Annotated in this window: 14 protein-coding genes and 1 tRNA gene; 12 read left to right on the top strand and 3 right to left on the bottom strand. The window is 71.6% G+C overall.

What is annotated here, in order from left to right; translation table 11 throughout:
* Positions 1–86: 86 nt before the first annotated feature.
* Together ACH5AF_RS09380 and ACH5AF_RS09375 are read left to right on the top strand one after the other, a co-directional pair.
* Positions 87–617 (top strand): DUF485 domain-containing protein, encoded by a 531-nt coding sequence (locus ACH5AF_RS09380; RefSeq protein ID WP_398900904.1) that lies wholly within the window; start codon positions 87–89, stop codon positions 615–617.
* Positions 614–2230 carry a cation acetate symporter gene (locus ACH5AF_RS09375; RefSeq protein ID WP_398900903.1) on the top strand — a complete coding sequence of 539 codons (1617 nt, stop codon included), beginning with the start codon at positions 614–616 and terminating at the stop codon, positions 2228–2230. Before ACH5AF_RS09380 ends, ACH5AF_RS09375 begins: the two co-directional genes overlap by 4 nt.
* Positions 2231–2295: 65 nt before the next feature.
* On the opposite strand, the gene ACH5AF_RS09370 is transcribed toward ACH5AF_RS09375, so the two are convergent.
* A complete protein-coding gene (locus tag ACH5AF_RS09370; protein WP_398900902.1) occupies positions 2296–4932 on the bottom strand; it encodes an SUKH-4 family immunity protein in 2637 nt (878 codons plus the stop codon).
* A 7-nt stretch (positions 4933–4939) separates the two neighbouring features.
* Positions 4940–5962: an SMI1/KNR4 family protein gene (locus ACH5AF_RS09365; protein ID WP_398900900.1), complete on the bottom strand. Its 1023-nt coding sequence runs from the start codon at positions 5960–5962 to the stop codon at positions 4940–4942.
* A gap of 220 nt (positions 5963–6182) precedes the next feature.
* On the opposite strand from ACH5AF_RS09365, the gene ACH5AF_RS09360 reads away from it, so the two are divergent.
* Together ACH5AF_RS09360 and ACH5AF_RS09355 are read left to right on the top strand one after the other, a co-directional pair.
* Positions 6183–6689, top strand: a complete 507-nt coding sequence (locus tag ACH5AF_RS09360; RefSeq protein WP_398900899.1) for a YwqJ-related putative deaminase — start codon at positions 6183–6185, stop codon at positions 6687–6689.
* Positions 6690–6700: 11 nt separating this feature from the next.
* Positions 6701–7192 carry an SUKH-3 domain-containing protein gene (locus ACH5AF_RS09355; protein ID WP_398900898.1) on the top strand — a complete coding sequence of 164 codons (492 nt, stop codon included), beginning with the start codon at positions 6701–6703 and terminating at the stop codon, positions 7190–7192.
* Here the strand turns inward: ACH5AF_RS09355 and ACH5AF_RS09350 are convergent.
* Positions 7179–8567: a sensor histidine kinase gene (locus tag ACH5AF_RS09350; protein ID WP_398900896.1), complete on the bottom strand. Its 1389-nt coding sequence runs from the start codon at positions 8565–8567 to the stop codon at positions 7179–7181. The genes ACH5AF_RS09355 and ACH5AF_RS09350 overlap by 14 nt on opposite strands.
* A gap of 354 nt (positions 8568–8921) precedes the next feature.
* Here ACH5AF_RS09350 and ACH5AF_RS09345 point away from each other — a divergent pair.
* The 8 genes from ACH5AF_RS09345 (at position 8922) to ACH5AF_RS09310 (ending at position 16547) form a co-directional block, all read left to right on the top strand.
* Positions 8922–8993: transfer RNA gene (locus tag ACH5AF_RS09345), tRNA-Gln, on the top strand.
* Between the two features lie 109 nt (positions 8994–9102).
* Positions 9103–10551 (top strand): bifunctional UDP-N-acetylglucosamine diphosphorylase/glucosamine-1-phosphate N-acetyltransferase GlmU, encoded by a 1449-nt coding sequence (gene glmU / locus ACH5AF_RS09340; RefSeq protein ID WP_398900895.1) that lies wholly within the window; start codon positions 9103–9105, stop codon positions 10549–10551.
* Between the two features lie 109 nt (positions 10552–10660).
* Positions 10661–11638 (top strand): ribose-phosphate diphosphokinase, encoded by a 978-nt coding sequence (locus tag ACH5AF_RS09335; protein ID WP_215186253.1) that lies wholly within the window; start codon positions 10661–10663, stop codon positions 11636–11638.
* A 322-nt stretch (positions 11639–11960) separates the two neighbouring features.
* On the top strand, positions 11961–12557 hold the full coding sequence (locus tag ACH5AF_RS09330) for a 50S ribosomal protein L25/general stress protein Ctc (protein ID WP_398900894.1): 597 nt from the start codon (positions 11961–11963) through the stop codon (positions 12555–12557).
* A 114-nt stretch (positions 12558–12671) separates the two neighbouring features.
* The gene (pth, locus tag ACH5AF_RS09325; RefSeq protein WP_398900893.1) at positions 12672–13265 is read left to right on the top strand and encodes an aminoacyl-tRNA hydrolase; all 594 of its coding nucleotides are present in this window, start codon (positions 12672–12674) and stop codon (positions 13263–13265) included.
* A gap of 203 nt (positions 13266–13468) precedes the next feature.
* A complete protein-coding gene (locus ACH5AF_RS09320) occupies positions 13469–13765 on the top strand; it encodes a hypothetical protein (RefSeq protein ID WP_398900891.1) in 297 nt (98 codons plus the stop codon).
* Between the two features lie 136 nt (positions 13766–13901).
* Positions 13902–15257: a type VII secretion integral membrane protein EccD gene (gene eccD / locus ACH5AF_RS09315; protein ID WP_398900890.1), complete on the top strand. Its 1356-nt coding sequence runs from the start codon at positions 13902–13904 to the stop codon at positions 15255–15257.
* Between the two features lie 54 nt (positions 15258–15311).
* Positions 15312–16547, top strand: a complete 1236-nt coding sequence (locus ACH5AF_RS09310) for a MinD/ParA family protein (protein WP_398900889.1) — start codon at positions 15312–15314, stop codon at positions 16545–16547.
* Positions 16548–16566: the final 19 nt, after the last annotated feature.

Here is a 16566-nt window from a genome sequence, read left to right as displayed (position 1 = left end):
TTACGCCGAGGCCCTACCGATGAGTAACGTACCCGGACCACCAGCGCCACCCGCCCCGTCCCCCGAGGGCGGCAAGGAGCGAGACGATGTCGTACCACCAGCTCTTCCCCGAACCACCGCCGCAGCCCCGGCCCGCCGGCCGGCACCGCAACGACGCGGCGGCCTACTCCTGGGACGAGGACCCGCAGCCGTGGGACAGTCCCCGGCAGCAGCCGTGGGACAGCCCTCGGCAGCAGCCGGAGCAGCACGCGGAGCCCGAGGGCCGCAGCGACCTGCGCGCACTCGGCTCGGCCTACCGCCGGCTTCGCCGCGTCGCCACGTTGACCGCGCTCGGCTACTTCGTTCTCTTCCTGATCCTGTCCGGGTACGCCCCCGGGATGATGACCGGCCAGGTCTCCGGCGGACTGACCACCGGCCTCGTCCTGGGACTCCTCCAACTGCCCGTGGCACTCGCCGCCATCGCCGTCTACGAACGGATCGCGCGCCGCCGGGTGGACCCCCTCGCGCAGGCGATACGGGAACAGGCCGAGGCGGCCGCCGCCCAGGCCCCCCAGGAGCGTCACAGCCGTCCCGGACGCCCCGCGTGGCAGTACCCCGCGGGAGGTTCGCGCGCATGACCGGCTTCAGTTCCGAGGCGCAGACCATGTCGCTGATCGCCTTCATCACCGTCATCACGGTCACGCTGCTGCTGTGTGTGATGACCGGCCCGGACCGCGACGACCTGGGCGAGTACTACACCGGCTACCGCTCGCTGTCCCCCGTGCAGAGCGGTATGGCCATCGCCGGCGACTACATCTCCGCCGGCACCGTGCTCGGCACCATCGGCATCATCGCCCTCGTCGGCTACGACGGGGTGACGCTCGCCCTGAGCACCGTGCTCTCCCTGGTGCTGATGATGTTCCTGCTCGCCGAACCCCTGCGCAACGCGGGCCGGTTCACCATGGGCGACGTGTTCACCCGCCGCGCCCCGGGCCCGGCCGTACGGATCGTCACGGCCGCGGTCACCCTCGCGGCACTGCTGCCGCTGGTCGTCTTCCAGCTCGCGGGCGCGGGCGACCTGCTCGCCGTCGTCCTGGGCTTCCACGCCGACGGGTTCAAGACGGGGGCGATAGTGTTCCTCGGCGTGCTGATGATCGCCTACGCGGCGATCGGCGGCATGAAGGGCACCGCCTTCATCCAGATCGTCAAGACCGTTGTCCTGCTGGGCGCGGCCATCGCCGTCACCCTCCTCATCCTCGATCGCTACGACTTCAGCCTGCCCGTCCTGCTGGACGCCGCCGGGCGGGGCAGCGGGGCGCCGGACGTCTACCTCGCCTCCGGACTGCAGTTCGCCGGCGACGAACTCGACATGATCAGCACCCAGTTGACGGTCGTGATGGGCGCCGCGGTCCTGCCGCAGATCACGATGCGCATGTTCACCGCACGCAGCGCTACCGCCGTACGGCGCTCCATGTCATGGGCCGTCTCCATCGTCGTCGTCACCTGCCTGCTGATCGTCGTGATCGGCTTCGGAGCGTCGGCGATCGTCGGGCGCGAGGTGCTCGTCACCGGCGACCCGCAGGGAAAGACCGCGTTCCTGATGGTCACCCAGGCGGTGCTCGGCGCCGACCCGACGACCCTCGAAACGCTGCTGTTCACGGCAGTGGCGACGGCGATCTTCCTCACACTGCTCGCCTCGGTCGCCGGCATCACCCTCGCCTGCGCCAACACCCTGGCGCACGACCTGGTCGCCCACGGGCTGCGCCGGGTGGCCCTGCCGCACCGCACCGAGATGGCCATCGCCCGGTCCGCCGCGGCCGGCGTCGGTCTGGTGGCCCTCGTCATCGCCGCCGGTGCGCGGCACCTGAACCTCCAGGCGCTGCTGACCCTGTCCTTCTGCATCGGCGCGTCCGCGGTCGCGCCGGCGCTCGTCTACAGCCTCTTCTGGCACCGCTTCTCCCGTACGGGCCTGCTGGCCACACTCGTCATCGGCACCGTCGCCTCACTGGTCCTGATGACCGGCAGCAATCTCGTGTCCGGATCACCGCAGTCCGTCTTCCCTGACGAGGACTTCAACTGGTTCCCGTTCACCACCACGGGACTCGTCTCCGTCCCGCTGGGCTTCCTCGCGGGCTGGCTCGGCACGATCCTGTCCGAACGCGACGCGGACGGGGAGCGGCAGCGCTACGAGGAGCTGGAACCGTCGATCCTGGCCGGCGCACCGGCGACGACGGGAACTCCCGAGTCCTGACGGCAAACGGCCGGGCGCCGTGGTCCGCCCTCGCGGACCCGGCGCCCGGCCTGTTGCTCAGCGGGTCAGAGCAGGCCGTCCCACATCTGCTCCAGCAGCACGGACCACCAGCTCTCCGGCGACGACAGCGCCGCCGGGTCCAGGGCCGCCAACTGCGCCTGGAAGTCGACCGTCCAGCGGCCCGCCTGCTCCGGGGTGAGCCCGAAGCGCAGCCGCCACATCCGGCCGAGCAGCGCCATGCACCGCACGAACTCGGGCAGGCCCGTGTTCACGAACTGCGGCGCCACCGGCGCCCCGCCCGGACCGGCCTCCACCGGCACCGCGACGATGTGCGCCGTGCCGTACTGGACACAGATCGCGCGGCCGAAGTCGCTGCCGAGCACCAGGTACGAGCCGGCGTCCGACGCCGGCTGCACCTGACGCTGCGCCGCGAGCTCCGCCAGCGTCGGCACCACCGGCTGGGCCGGCTGCGCCCAGAAGAAGGGATTGAAGTCGCCCGGGAGGCCCGCCCACACCAGCGTCGCCGCCACGACCTCCGGCACTCCCTGGCGTGACACCGACCGCTGGTCGAACCGGCACAGCCCCTGCGGGCCGAACGCCGCCGCCAGCTCCTGCGCGACGCCTTCCGGCGGGATCGGCGGAGCGGGCGGAACCTGCGGCAGCGGCGCACGCACCGGCGCGGGCCGGGCGGGCCCGTCCGCGACCTGGTGCAACTCGCCCTGGTGGGCGAGCAGTTGCGCCATGCCCTGCTGGCGGGACGCATGGTCCCTGCCGTAGGGAGCGATCGACGTGATGCGCGCCTGCGGCCAGGTCTCGCGGATCATGCGGGCGCAGTACGCGCCCGGCAGCTCGCACGACTCCAGCTCGGTGTGCAGCTCCAGCACCTGCTGCGGCGGCACGTTCATGGCGCGCAGCTCGTGCAGGATCTGCCACTCCGGATGCGGGGTGCCCGGCGCCGAACGGCGGATCAGCTGGGCCTCGGAGCCGTCAGCCGCGCGATAGCGCAGCACGGCCTGGTAGCCGGGGCCGACCGTCGGCAGGCCGGACGGCGGCTGCTGCGGATAGCCGTACGCCGCCGGCTGACCCGGCTGACCCGGCAGCGGCTGACCCGGCTGCGGCGCATGCGGTACGCCCCCGGGGACGCCGGGCGGCCCGGGAGGCTGCGGAGCCCCGGGACCCATCTGGGCAGGACCGGCGAGCATCGTCGCCGCATGATGCACCCCACCACCCGGAGGCGGCGTCGCACCAGGAGGCGCGGGCGGACCGGGGGGACGCGGCGCACCAGGGGGACCCGGAGGCTGCGGAGCCCCGGGACCCATCTGACTCGGATCGGCCAGCATCGTCGCCGCATGATGCACCCCACCACCCGGAGGCGGCGTCGCACCAGGAGGCGCGGGCGGACCCGGAGGCGGCGGCGTCGAACCGGGCGGTGCGGGCGGCTGCGGCCCGTCCGGGCCGAGCTGCGGGACGAGTTGCGTCGGCAGATAACCGCCCGCGGGCGCGCCGGGAGCCCCCGGGCCGGTCGGCGGCGGCGTGGCACCGGGCCGTACGCCCGGCGTGCCCGGAGCGCCGGGCGGCGGCGGAGGCGTCGCGCCCCCGGCCGCCCCGCCACGCGCACCGCGCGGCGGCAGGACCGCCTTACTCGTCGCGGCGTCCGCGATGTCGGCCGCACTCGGACCGTGCGGCCCGGCGGGCGGCGTCGCCGGGGACGCGGGGGCGGGCGGAGAAGCAGGGGAGGAAGGAGAGGACGGGGAGGCGGCGGGCGGCTGCGCACCCGTCCCGTTCTGGGGATGGAGTGCCGGGGCGATCGCCGTTCGGGGCAGCCGGCTCCCGCCCGTCATCAGCGCCGTCGGGGCGTCGGGGCCCACGGGCGGCGGAGTGGCGTCGTCGTCCACCGACACGGGCGGAGCGAACACCGTCGCAGGCAGCGGCACGGACACATCGTCGCCGCCGTCCGCGTTCGTGTCGTTCCAGCCGGTGCCACCCGCCGGTGCCGGCACACCCGCCGGGGTGGCCGGCACACCGTCCGACGCCGTCGGCTCGTGGTCACCGCCCGCGCTCGGCCACGCCGGGGCGCCGGCGCGCGAGGCGTCCGCGTCCGGCGCCGCACCGGAGTCCGGCCACGCGACCGAGCTCGCGGCATGCGAATTCCCCGTCGCCTGCGAGGCGTTGCCGCCGATCGAACCGGAGACGTCCGGCCCGCCCGCGGCGGACAACGCACCTGCGTCCGCACCCGCGGCGGCGGACGAAGCGGCGGACGAAGCGGCGGCGGCATCCGCCCCGGCGCCGGTGCCGGCGCCGGACGTCGCCGTCCGCCGGTCCGGGATGCCCAGCTTGTCCGCCGCCTCCTGAAGCCACTCCGGCGGACTCAGCAGGAACGACGTCTGGTTCAGATCGATACGCTGCGGCGGCTCCGCCGCCGACGGAGCCGCCGCGGCCGGCTGTGCCCCGTACTCCTCCTCGTACCGGCGGATCACCTCGCCCACCGGGAGCCCGGGCCACAGCGTCGCCTCACCGCTGTCCCGGGCGATCACCAGCCGCTGGTCCCCGCCGTCCGAACGCACACCACCACCGCGGTCCTCGGCCCACACCACAAAGCCCAGCTCGAACTCGCGCACCCGCACCTCGCGGTGCTGGTACGCGGGCACATCGCCGTTCACCCACGCCTCGGCGCGCTCCTGCGCCTGCGCAAACGTCACCATCGGACCGTCACCCCTCGCCCGGAACCGGAACGGCCCGCGCGAAGCCGCCGTCCACCATCAGATTCGCCACGGTCTCCAGCTCCGGCGGATTGCCGGCGAGCCGCCGCAGGAACGCGTCGAAGTCCTCGCCGCACGGCATCAGCAGGCGCTCCACCCGCTCCTGCACGGTCCAGCCGGCCGCTTCGCTGACGTCCCGCGCGTCGTCGTACGCGCAGAACCACACCGACCCGGTGTCCGAGCCCCTCACCTTCACCGCGACAATCCCGCCCTGGACGAAGGCGACACCGAGGTAATCCTTCGTCAGATGGTCCCGCAGGCACTTGTTGACGTACACCAGGTCATTGACGCCGGCCTCGTCGCGCACCGTGAAGAACGGCTGGTCCACCAGCAGCCCCAGCTCGGCGTCCAGCGCCGCACCGACCGGCGCGCAACCGCCCGCCGCCTTCAGGAAGGAGCGGTACGGCCCCGGCAGCCGATAGCCCAGGTCCTCCTCCACCCCCTGCACCTGCTGCTCGGTCACCGACACCGCACCCTTCGGCAGGCCGAAATGCGCGGGCCGCGTCTCCTGCAACGGGCGCGTGCCCCGCTTGCCCCGGTCCACGGGAGCCGTCGCCAGCCCGCCGTGATGCCGCAGCAGCGCCTTCACCTCGACCGGTACCAGCTCCAGCCGTCTGGTCCCCGGCACGTGGTGCCAGGTCCAGCCGTGCGGCGTCGCCACCGCGGGCACCGTGTCCCACAGCGCATGGCCGTCCGCGTGCAGCGCCGCGTTCGCCGACACGAAGTCGGTGAGCCGCAACTCGTCCACGCCGAAGCCCTCCGGCGGTTCGGCGATCTCCGCGGCCGCGCGCGCGTACGGTGAGAAGTCCGGGAATCCGTTGTCGTCGACGCGTACCCCGCGCGGATGACGCGCGGCCCGGACCGGGTCCGGGAAGTGCACGACCTGCCCGGCGTAGGCCGCATTCGGTGGCGCGGTACGCGCGCCGGCCCCGGGGCCCATTGCTGCCCCCAGGCCCTGCCGACCTGTCGTCATGGCGATTTGCCCCCTGTGGCGTCTGGCTGGTTCAGCACAGCCTATGCGGTACGGCAAGACAGGCGACTGGCGCTCCGCTTCCGTAACGAACAGTCACTTTCGAGTGACCCAGCGCCCATCGGCGACACGTTTAAGCGACCCAGCTTCCCCATCACCCGCCCTGTTTGGCAGGCTGTTCCCCTCGCCACTGGGGGGAGTGCACGGGAGGGACCGAAGCACCATGCACACAGCGCGACCACGCACCAACGGTGATCCACGCCTCAGCTGGAGCAGCGACGACACCGCGCCCCCGCCCGGCCTCCGCCACCGCCGCGACGGCATCCTGCCCGCAGTCGCGGCCGCGCTCTCCGTACGCGGCGAGACGCTGACCTGCACCGCCGGCAAAGGGGACCAGCCGCCCGCCCTCCACCCGCTCGTACAGGACTTCCTCGACACCCTCACCAGCGGACAGCGCGAACGTTTCACCGGCCGGTGCCCCGAAGCCATACTGCTCTCCCGGCATCTGAGCTCCGCCGAGGGCCAGCGCTCCAAGCGCGCCCAGCGCAAACCCCTCACCCACGGAGAGGCCCGGCGCGCCCTCAAGCAGTCCAAGCTCACCGCCCGCCGCATCCGCGAGGACGGCGACCCGCTCCACGGCACCTACGCGCCGCCATGCCGTTCATGCACCGCCATGCTGGACCACTTCGGCGTACGCCCCGTCGACCCGACCGCACCCGAGAACGGCTGACACCCACAGCGATGCACGACCACCTGAGCACGACCCGTTTCCCCGTCGCCGTCGACGCCGCGCTGCGCGAAGCCGGCTGGCAGCCCGGCCGGTGGGACATCACGCAGGCCGAGCACTGGGCCGACAGCCTCCGCGCGCACGTCTCCCCCGGCGGACACCGGCACAGGGTCTTCCCCGCCGCGGTCGAGGCATGGGCCGAATTCGGCGGGCTCACCATCACCGCGCCCGGGCCCGGCCGCCAGCACGCACCCGCCCCCCTGCACTTCGACCCGCTCGCGGGCCTCCACCTCGCCCGCACGCTCTCGGATCTCGGCCGCGCACTCGACACCGAGATCGCCCCGCTCGGCAGGGAGGGCGACCACCAGGCCGTCCTCGCGATGGACACCGAGGGCCGCGTCTACAGCATCGACCACACCGGCGACTGGTACCTCGGCCCGGACATCGATCAGGCGCTGACCACACTGGTCACCGGCACGCAGCCCGCCCGCCTCACGACGGAGTGACCCGCGGCGCCGCAGCGCGCTGCCGCGCCGCCGCTCCCGCCGCCTCGGGCGGCCTCGGGGCACCTGCCCGCGGCCGGTACGGCAGCACCGCCGAAACACGGAAGCCGCCCAGGTCCGTCGGACCGGACACGAACACCCCGCCCAGCGCCGTCACCCGCTCCCGCATCCCCACCAGTCCGTTCCCCCCGCTCGGCAGACCAGGCGCGGACGCCGCGCCCGCCGCGTCCGGAGCACCGTTCTCCACCTGCATCGCGACCTCCGCCTCACGATGGGCGAGGCGCACCATCACCTTCGCGCCGGCCGCATGCTTGTGAACGTTGGTCAGTGCTTCCTGCACCACCCGGTACGCCGTCTGCTCGACCTCCGGCGCGTAGTCCCGGCTCTCCCCCTGCACGGCGAACTCCACCACCACGCCCGCCTGCCGCGACTGGCCCACCAGCGCCTCGATGTCCCCCAGAGACGGCCCGTCCTCCGCCGCGGCAGCCGCCGCAGCCGCGGCCGCGGCTCCGACAGCCGCGAGCGGCACGGGCTTGTCCGCCGGCCGCCGCTCCCCCTCGCCGGCCCGCAGCACCCCGAGCATCTCCCGCAGCTCGGTGAGCGCCTGCCGGCCCATGTCCCCGACCAGCGCGGCGTTCTTCACCGCCTTCTGCGGATCCTTCAGCGCCACCGCCTGCAACGCCGCCGCGTGCACCACCATCAGGCTCACCCGGTGGGCGACCACGTCATGCATCTCGCGCGCGATCCGCGTCCGCTCCTCCTGCCGCGCCCACTGCGCCTGCTGCTCCGCCCGGTCCGCCAGCAGCGACAGCTCCTGCTCCAGGCTGTCCGCCCGCTCCCGCAAGCTCTCCATCAACCGTCGCCGCGCCCCTATGTAGAGGCCGAAGAGCACCGGCGGAGCCGTCAGCCCCAGCGACATGAACCCGGCCATCAGCGGCACGTACCAGGCGCCGAAGTCCTCGCTCTGCACGTCCTGGCGCACCCGCACGACCGTCACGATGAACGTCGCCGCCAGCGACATCCCCGCCAGCGTCGCCGTGATCCGCCGCGGCACCTCGGAGGCCGCGAGCGTGTAGAGACCGACCACGGCCATCAGGTAACCCATCTCGGCGGGCGTCGTCGCCACCGAGACCAGCACCACGGCGATGGGCCACCGTCGCCGGACCACCAGCACCGATCCGACGGCCAGCCCGAACAGCACCCCGAAAGGCACCGGCAGCGCGGCCTGCTCCGCGAAGGCGACCCCTTGCAGCGCGCATTCCACGGCGGAAACGCCCGCCAACCCCACGTCGAGCACGGCACTGCGCCGCCGCCCCCACCACAGCCACGCCCGGGCGGTCGAACCCGCGGCGTCCTGCTCTGCCCCCGTTGCGGTCATGCGTCCCAGCCTACGGGCGGGCGCGAGTCATTTTCTCGTAGGTGCGGGGGGTGCGGACCCCGCGCGCTTCCTCCGTGATGCACCGAGAACGCTCGAACTGGTGAATCGACCAGAGTTTCGAGCCGGACGCCCGCATTCCGGACAACGAACACCCCAAGCGGCACAACCCCGGGGCCGCGCACCGGAACATGGCCGACACCTGCACGAGCCGCCTCATCCGCCTGTCGACTTTGCCTCGTCGCCTTCGTCACCAAAAGCGCCTATCTATGCCGTCGCATCGAGGGGGCTTGGTACGGCATAGTGTTGGGTGCTCAAGAGGCACCGTAATCGGATGTCCGATTTAGGTGCCCGTAATCCCCTGTGGTGTAATTGGCAGCACTGAGGCTTTTGGTGCCTTATGTCCGGGTTCGAGTCCTGGCGGGGGAGCCCTTGCTTTCGGGTCCTGACCTCCCCGGTCAGGACCCGCGCTCGTTTCCTGCCTGAAACCCCCCGGTATCCTTCGGATGTCCACCACCCGAAGCCGAAGGGCATACCCGTGAGCGCCAATCGCCCGGCAGCCGTCGTCGTTCTTGCAGCGGGTGAGGGCACCCGCATGAAGTCGAAGACTCCCAAGGTCCTGCACGAAATCGCCGGGCGTTCGCTCGTCGGTCACGTCGTCTGCGCGGCCCGTGAACTGGAGCCGGAGCAGCTCGTCGTGGTCGTCGGCCACGCGCGCGACCAGGTCGAGGCGCACCTCGGGGAGCGCTACGCCGGCACCCGTACCGCGTTCCAGGCCGAGCAGAACGGCACCGGCCACGCCGTGCGCATGGGCCTTGAGGAACTGGGCGGGGAGCTGCCCGGGACCGTGATCGTCGTCTGCGGCGACACTCCGCTGCTGTCCGGGGACACGCTGACCGCCCTGGCCGCCACGCACTCCGCCGACGGCAACGCGGTGACCGTGCTGTCCGCGGAGGTGCCGGACTCCACCGGCTACGGGCGCATCGTGCGCGATGCCGCGACCGGCGCCGTGACGGCGATCGTCGAGCACAAGGACGCGACCGACGAACAGCGGGCGATCCGTGAGATCAACTCCGGCGTGTTCGCGTTCGACGGCGTCCTGCTGGCCGACGCGCTGAAGAAGGTACGTACGGACAACAGCCAGGGCGAGGAATACCTCACCGACGTGCTCGGGATCCTGCGGGAGGCCGGGCACCGGGTCGGGGCGTCGGTCGCCGCGGACCACCGGGAGATCCTCGGGATCAACAACCGCGTGCAGCTCGCCGAGGCGCGCCGGCTGCTCAACGAGCGGCTGCTGGAGCGGGCGATGCTGGCGGGTGTCACGGTCGTGGACCCGGCGTCGGTGCTGCTGGACGTGACGGTGACCTTCGGCCAGGACGTCGTCGTGCATCCGGGTACGCAGCTGCTCGGCGCCACGCATCTCGCGGAGGGCGCCGAGGTGGGCCCCAACTCGCGGCTCACGGACACGGTGGTGGGCGCCGGCGCCCGGGTGGACAACACGGTGGCGGACACGGCCGAGGTCGGCGAGGGCGCGTCGGTGGGCCCGTTCGCCTATCTGCGTCCGGGGACGCGGCTGGGCGCCAGGGGCAAGATCGGCACGTACGTCGAGACCAAGAACGCGACGATCGGTGAGGGCACGAAGGTGCCGCATCTGTCGTACGTGGGTGATGCCACGATCGGCGATCACTCGAACATCGGCGCGGCGAGCGTCTTCGTGAACTACGACGGCGAGAAGAAGCACCACACGACGATCGGGTCACACTGCCGCACGGGCTCGGACAACATGTTTGTGGCTCCTGTCACGGTCGGGGACGGTGCGTACACGGCCGCGGGTTCGGTGATCACGAAGGACGTGCCGCCGGGTTCGCTGGCTGTCGCTCGTGGCCAGCAGCGGAATATCGAGGGCTGGGTGGCTCGTAAGCGTCCGGGCAGCGCTGCCGCGCAGGCCGCCGCTGCGGCAACGGAAGGCGTCGCCGAGGACAACTGACCGGAAACGAGTGCGTCGAACTCGGCGTACCGTGATACGTGCACACAAATTCGGCTGGCTCGCGCCCAGGTTCTTCGCGGCCAGAGAACACGTCTGAGGAGACAGTGCTGTGACCGGGATCAAGACGACCGGCGAGAAGAAGCTGATGCTCTTCTCCGGCCGCGCCCACCCCGAGCTGGCCGAGGAGGTCGCACACCAGCTCGGTGTCGGCCTCGTCCCGACGAAGGCTTTCGACTTCGCCAACGGCGAGATCTACGTCCGCTTCCAGGAGTCCGCCCGCGGCGCCGACTGCTTCCTGATGCAGAGCCACACGGCTCCGATCAACAAGTGGATCATGGAACAGCTGATCATGATCGATGCGCTGAAGCGGGCCTCGGCCCGGAGCATCACCGTGATCATCCCGTCGTACGGCTACGCACGCCAGGACAAGAAGCACCGCGGCCGTGAGCCGATCTCGGCCCGCCTGATCGCGGACCTGCTCAAGACCGCTGGTGCCGACCGCATCCTCACCGTGGATCTGCACACGGACCAGATCCAGGGCTTCTTCGACGGCCCGGTGGACCACCTGTCGGCGCTGCCGGTTCTCGCGGACTACGTGGGCGCGAAGGTGGACCGCAACAAGCTGACGATCGTGTCCCCGGACGCGGGCCGCGTGCGCGTCGCGGACCGCTGGTGCGACCGCCTGGACGCGCCGCTGGCGATCGTGCACAAGCGCCGTGACAAGGACGTCGCCAACCAGGTGACGGTCCACGAGGTCGTGGGCGAGGTCGAGGGCCGGGTCTGTGTGCTGGTCGACGACATGATCGACACAGCGGGCACGATCTGCGCCGCGGCGGACGCGCTGTTCGCGAACGGCGCCGAGGACGTGATCGTGACGGCGACGCACGGCATCCTGTCCGGCCCCGCCGCTGACCGGCTGAAGAACTCCAAGGTGAGCGAGTTCGTGCTGACGAACACGCTGCCGACGCCGGGTGAGCTGGAGCTGGACAAGATCAAGGTGCTGTCGATGGCGCCGACGATCGCACGTGCCGTGCGTGAGGTCTTCGAGGACGGTTCGGTGACGAGCCTGTTCGAGGAGCAGGCGTAGGACGTACCGGCGTATCGGTGAGAAGGGCCGTCCCCCGTGTGCGGGGCGGCCCTTTTTCCTGTGTCCGACCCTTTCTGGGTCCGTCCCTTTTCCTGTGCCCGCCGTTTACCTGTGCCCGCCGTTAACCTGTGCCCGCCGTTAACCTGTGCCCGCCGTGATCCATTTGGGCGCCCGGCGGCTGCCGCGTAGACTGTCGAAGTTGCTCGGCGAGGGAGGCCGCACCGGTGGTGCGGCGGTCCGTTATCGACGCGCTCTTCGTAGCAGGCCTGTCGTGGCCGGGTGACGGCCACCAGTTTTCTGTATCTGCTGACGAGGAGTGCACATGTCCGAGGTCAAGATCGCCGCTGAGCTCCGTTCCGAGTTCGGCAAGGGCGCCGCCCGCCGTGTCCGCCGTGACAACAAGGTCCCGGGTGTTCTGTACGGTCACGGCACCGACCCGGTCCACATCACCCTGCCGGGCCACGAGCTGCTGCTCGCCCTGCGTACCCCGAACGTTCTGCTTGCCCTCGACATCGACGGCAAGAACGAGCTCGCCATCCCGAAGGCCGTGCAGCGCGACCCGCTGAAGGGCTTCCTCGAGCACGTCGACCTGCTGCTGGTGAAGCGCGGCGAGAAGGTCAACGTCGAGATCCCGGTCCACACCGAGGGCGAGCTGGCCCCGGGCGCCTTCCTGCTTGAGCACGTGCTCAACGCTCTGCCGGTCGAGGCCGAGGCCACCCACATCCCCGAGTCCGTCTCGGTCTCCATCGAGGGCCTGTCGGCCGGCGACTCCGTGCTTGCCAAGGACATCACCCTGCCGAAGGGCACGATCCTGACCGTCGAGGAGGACGCTGTCGTCCTGCAGGTCCTGGCCGCGCAGGCCGAGGAGCCGGCCGCCGAGGCCGCCGAGGGCGAGGGCGAAGAGGCCGCCGAGGCCTGAGCCGTAAGCTCTGCTTGAGCTTGGACACGGGGTGGCGGGCTTCGGCCGGCCGCCCCGTTCCTTTTCCCGCCTTCCCGCCTTCCCGCCCTTCCGCCACGAGGAGACGCAGCGCAGATGTCCGACGTGAACGCACCCTGGCTGATCGTGGGCCTCGGCAATCCGGGGCCCGGTTACGCCGCCAACCGCCACAATGTGGGCTTCATGGTCGCCGACCTGCTGGCCGAGCGGATCGGCGGATCGTTCAAGCGTGCGCAGAAGGCGCAGGCGCAGGTGCTGGAGGGCCGCATCGGCGCTCCGGGCCCTTCGAACCGCCGGGTGATCCTGGCGAAGCCCATGTCGTACATGAATCTGTCCGGCGGTCCGGTGACGACGCTGCGGGACTTCTACAAGGTGCCGACGGCGAACATCGTCGCCGTGCACGACGAGCTGGACATCGACTTCGGCACGCTGCGGCTGAAGTTGGGCGGCGGTGACAACGGCCACAACGGGCTGAAGTCGATGACGAAGGCGATGGGCCCGGACTACCACCGGGTGCGTTTCGGCATCGGCCGCCCGCCGGGCCGGATGCAGGTCGCGGACTTCGTGCTGAAGGACTTCTCGTCGGCGGAGCGCAAGGAGCTCGACTACTTCGTGGACCGCACGGCGGACGCGGTGGAGTGCCTGGTGATCGACGGCCTCGAGCGGGCGCAGGGGACGTACAACTCCTGAGCCGGGAGCGTGACGGGGCCGGGGCCGTTCGCGTGGCCCGGAGTGGGCCGCTGTCGTGGCCATGCTCTATGTTGCAGAGGCAATGCGAGGGGGATCCGCATGCCTCGGGGACGGCAGCCGCAGACCGTCTTCGGCCTTGACGCTTCGACGGGCAAGAGCGCGACGGACGACCCCGTGACGGGCGAGAGGCGACGGGGCGACGGATGTCACGGGATTACGACAGTCAACTTCTGGAGTCGGTGGCGGTACGCCGGCGCCGAATGCGGGATGCGCTGCTCTTCGGGGCGCAGCGGACGCGCCGCACCGCGGACGAGAGACTCGGGAAGTTGTTCGCGGGTATCGCGATAGCGGCAGTGCTGTGCGCCGGATGTATTGGCTGGTCCTTCCTGCAGCACACGCTGGAGGAGCAGAAGGCCGAGCAGAAGCGCCAGGATCAGCGATACCAGCAGCCGGCGCAGTCCCCGGAGCCGGAGAAGTCGGCGGGCGCCGGAAAGAGTTGACGACAAGCCGGCCACGGCACGACGAGTGCGCAGTGGCGGAGAGAATTGCCGGAAGAGAATCGGGGGATTCGGTGACGATACGGATCGGCGCAAAACGCCCAGGAGTTCGCTGCGGCGCGGTGATAGGTTCCCGCAAGTGGTGAGCACAGCAACGACTTCCCGGGCGCAACTGAGCAGGGTGACGCTGGTCGGCGAGCGACGCCGCGCTGACATCGTCCTGCCCTCCGACACTCCTATCGGTCAACTGCTTCCGGACATTCTCCAGTTGCTGGACGACCGGGCCGCGTCGCGTCCGATGACACGGCAGTTGCTCACCGCCGACGGTTCGGCGCTGTCGCACGAGAGCACGCTGGCCTCGGCCGGGATACTGGACGGCGCCGTCCTTCAATTGGTCAGGACACACTCCGCCCCGCCTGCCCCGGTGGTGCACGACGTCATCGACCAGGTCGCCGACGATCTCGACCTGCATACCTGGCGCTGGCGGCCGGGCACCCGCCGTGCGGCCGCGGGGGTGGCCACCGTCGCGTTCGCGGTGATCGCCGCGCTGCTCGCCCGCCGTGAGGTCGCGCTCGGCTCCCTGGCGGGCGCGCTGGGGGCCGTCACGCTCGTACTCGCGATTGCGGGAGCGATCGTCGCCAGGATCGGCCAGGGCAACCGCGGTCTGGCGACGGCCCTCCTTTTGACCTCCGGCGGGCTCGGCGTGCTCGCCGCGTGGACCGCCGCCGACGCATACGGCTGGCCCGGCACCGCACGGCTGGCCGTCGTCGCGGCGTCGCTGGTTCTGACGCTGCTGCTCCTCGGTTATTTCTCGCCGCTCGGCCGTGGAGGACTCATCGGAGCCGTGGCCACCGGCGTCGTCACGGTGGTGTGGGAAGCCGTTGCCGCCGTCCAGGACGAGCCGGCCCGGCTGGGAGCGGTCATGGCCCTCTTCTCCGTGGTGCTGCTCGGTCTGCTGCCGCGGATCGCGCTGACGGCATCGGGCCTCACCGCCCTCGACGACCGCCGCTCGGGTGGCATGTCCGTCAGCCGCCACCAGGTGGCCAATGCGCTTGCGGCGACGCACCGGGGGCTCGTCCTCGCGACGATGGTCGCCGCGGTGTCGGCAGCCGCCGCAGGGTGGCTGCTCACTCTGGCCGAGAGCCCGACTGTATGGACGGTGGTGCTGCCCTCGCTCGTCGCCGTGGTGCTGCTGTCCCGCGCACGGGCCTTCCCACTGGTCGCAGAGGTGGTGGTCCTCTTCGCCGCTGCGGCGGCACTCGTCGTACGCCTCGTCGTGCTGTGGATGCGGCACGCCGGGGGTGCCGGTCCGCTCGCCTTGTTGTGCGCGGCCGCCGTGGTGCCGCTGCTCGTCCTGGCGGTGCAGCCTCCCGAGCATGTTCGGGTCCGGCTGCGGCGGACGGCCGATCTGGTCGAGTCGATCGGAGTGGTGGCGCTCTTCCCGCTCGCCGTGGGGGTGTTCGGCGCCTACGGACAGCTGCTCAACAAGTTCTGAGTCAACGCGATGGCGCTCCGGGGGCGGGGCAGCAGGGCGGAGGAGACGGCAGGCATGCCGAACGGAGACAACTGGCAGCGCGATCTGCTGCGTGACCTCAGAGGGGGCGACCGGACTCCGGATACGGCCTCGCCGCAGGGCGATTCCACGCCCCGCCGGGCGGTCGGCGGCGGATCGCGGACACAGCCCGCCCATCAGCCTCAGCCGCAGACCCATCAAGTCCCGGCCCAGGTCCCGGGGAATCAGGCACCGCAGGCGCAGCCGCACCCGGCCCCCGCACAAGGCAGCCCGGCACACCATCCTCAGGTGCAGCCCCATCCCCGCCCCACATCTCCCCAGGCCGCCGGCCCCGCCACCCGGCGCCGGCACACCCCCGACTCACGGCCCGTCGTCAGCCCGGACGTCGCCGCGGCACGTCGCGGCCCCCGCCACGGCGAGTCCCTCGCCACCCGCGCCGCCCGTGCCGTGGGCCGCATCGTCATGTCGTCCGCCGCTCGTGAGGTCGCCGAGAGCACCCGTACCGCAGAGGTTCTCCAGCAGCCGGTGACGACCGGTCGCCAGATAGCGGTCACCTCCATACGCGGCGGCGCCGGCAAATCGACCGTCGCGGCGCTGCTCGGCACCACGTACTCCCACTACCGGCAGGACCCCGTCCTCCTGGTCGAGGCCGATCCGGCGCTCGGCTCACTGCCGCTGCGTCTCGGCGCGGAGTCGCTGCGCTGGACGATCGGCGACGTCGCAGACATCGTCGAACCGCAGATGTCCCTGCTCGACGTCACCGGATATCTCGTCCAGCTTCCGGGCAACGCCTGGCTGCTGCCCGGCAGTCAGGGTCAGATCGGCGCGATGCTCGACACGCGGGCGTACGAGCGGGTCATGGTGGCGCTGCGCCGCTATTTCGGTGTGACGGTCGTCGACTGCGAGACCCTGCCCGCCGAGGTCGCCCGCGTCGCGCTCTCCGCCGCCCAGGCCCGCATCCTGACCGCACCCGCCACGCTGGAGGGCATCGCCAGCACGCACGCGGTGCTCCAGTGGATGCAGGGGCTGCCCCGGCACATGCTCGCCGGCACGGTCGTCGTGCTCACCGAACTGGTGCCGCACACGGGGCTGGACCTGGCCAAGGCCGTCGCGCGGCTCGAAGCCACGGGGGCGGGCGTGCATGTCCTGCCCTACGACCGGCATCTGGCGGCAGGCGGTGCGATCCACACCGGCCTGCTGGCCCGTTCGACCCGGCAGGCCGCCGCCCGTCTCTCGGCCGACGTGTTCCAGCTGTCGCAGAAACGTCACTGATCCCATGCCGAGCCCGATG

The organism is Streptomyces sp. NPDC018833, assembly GCF_044390825.1.
Lineage (GTDB): Bacteria > Actinomycetota > Actinomycetes > Streptomycetales > Streptomycetaceae > Streptomyces.
Note: the sequence above shows the minus strand (reverse complement) of the source record. Positions and strands in the feature narration are given on the sequence as shown.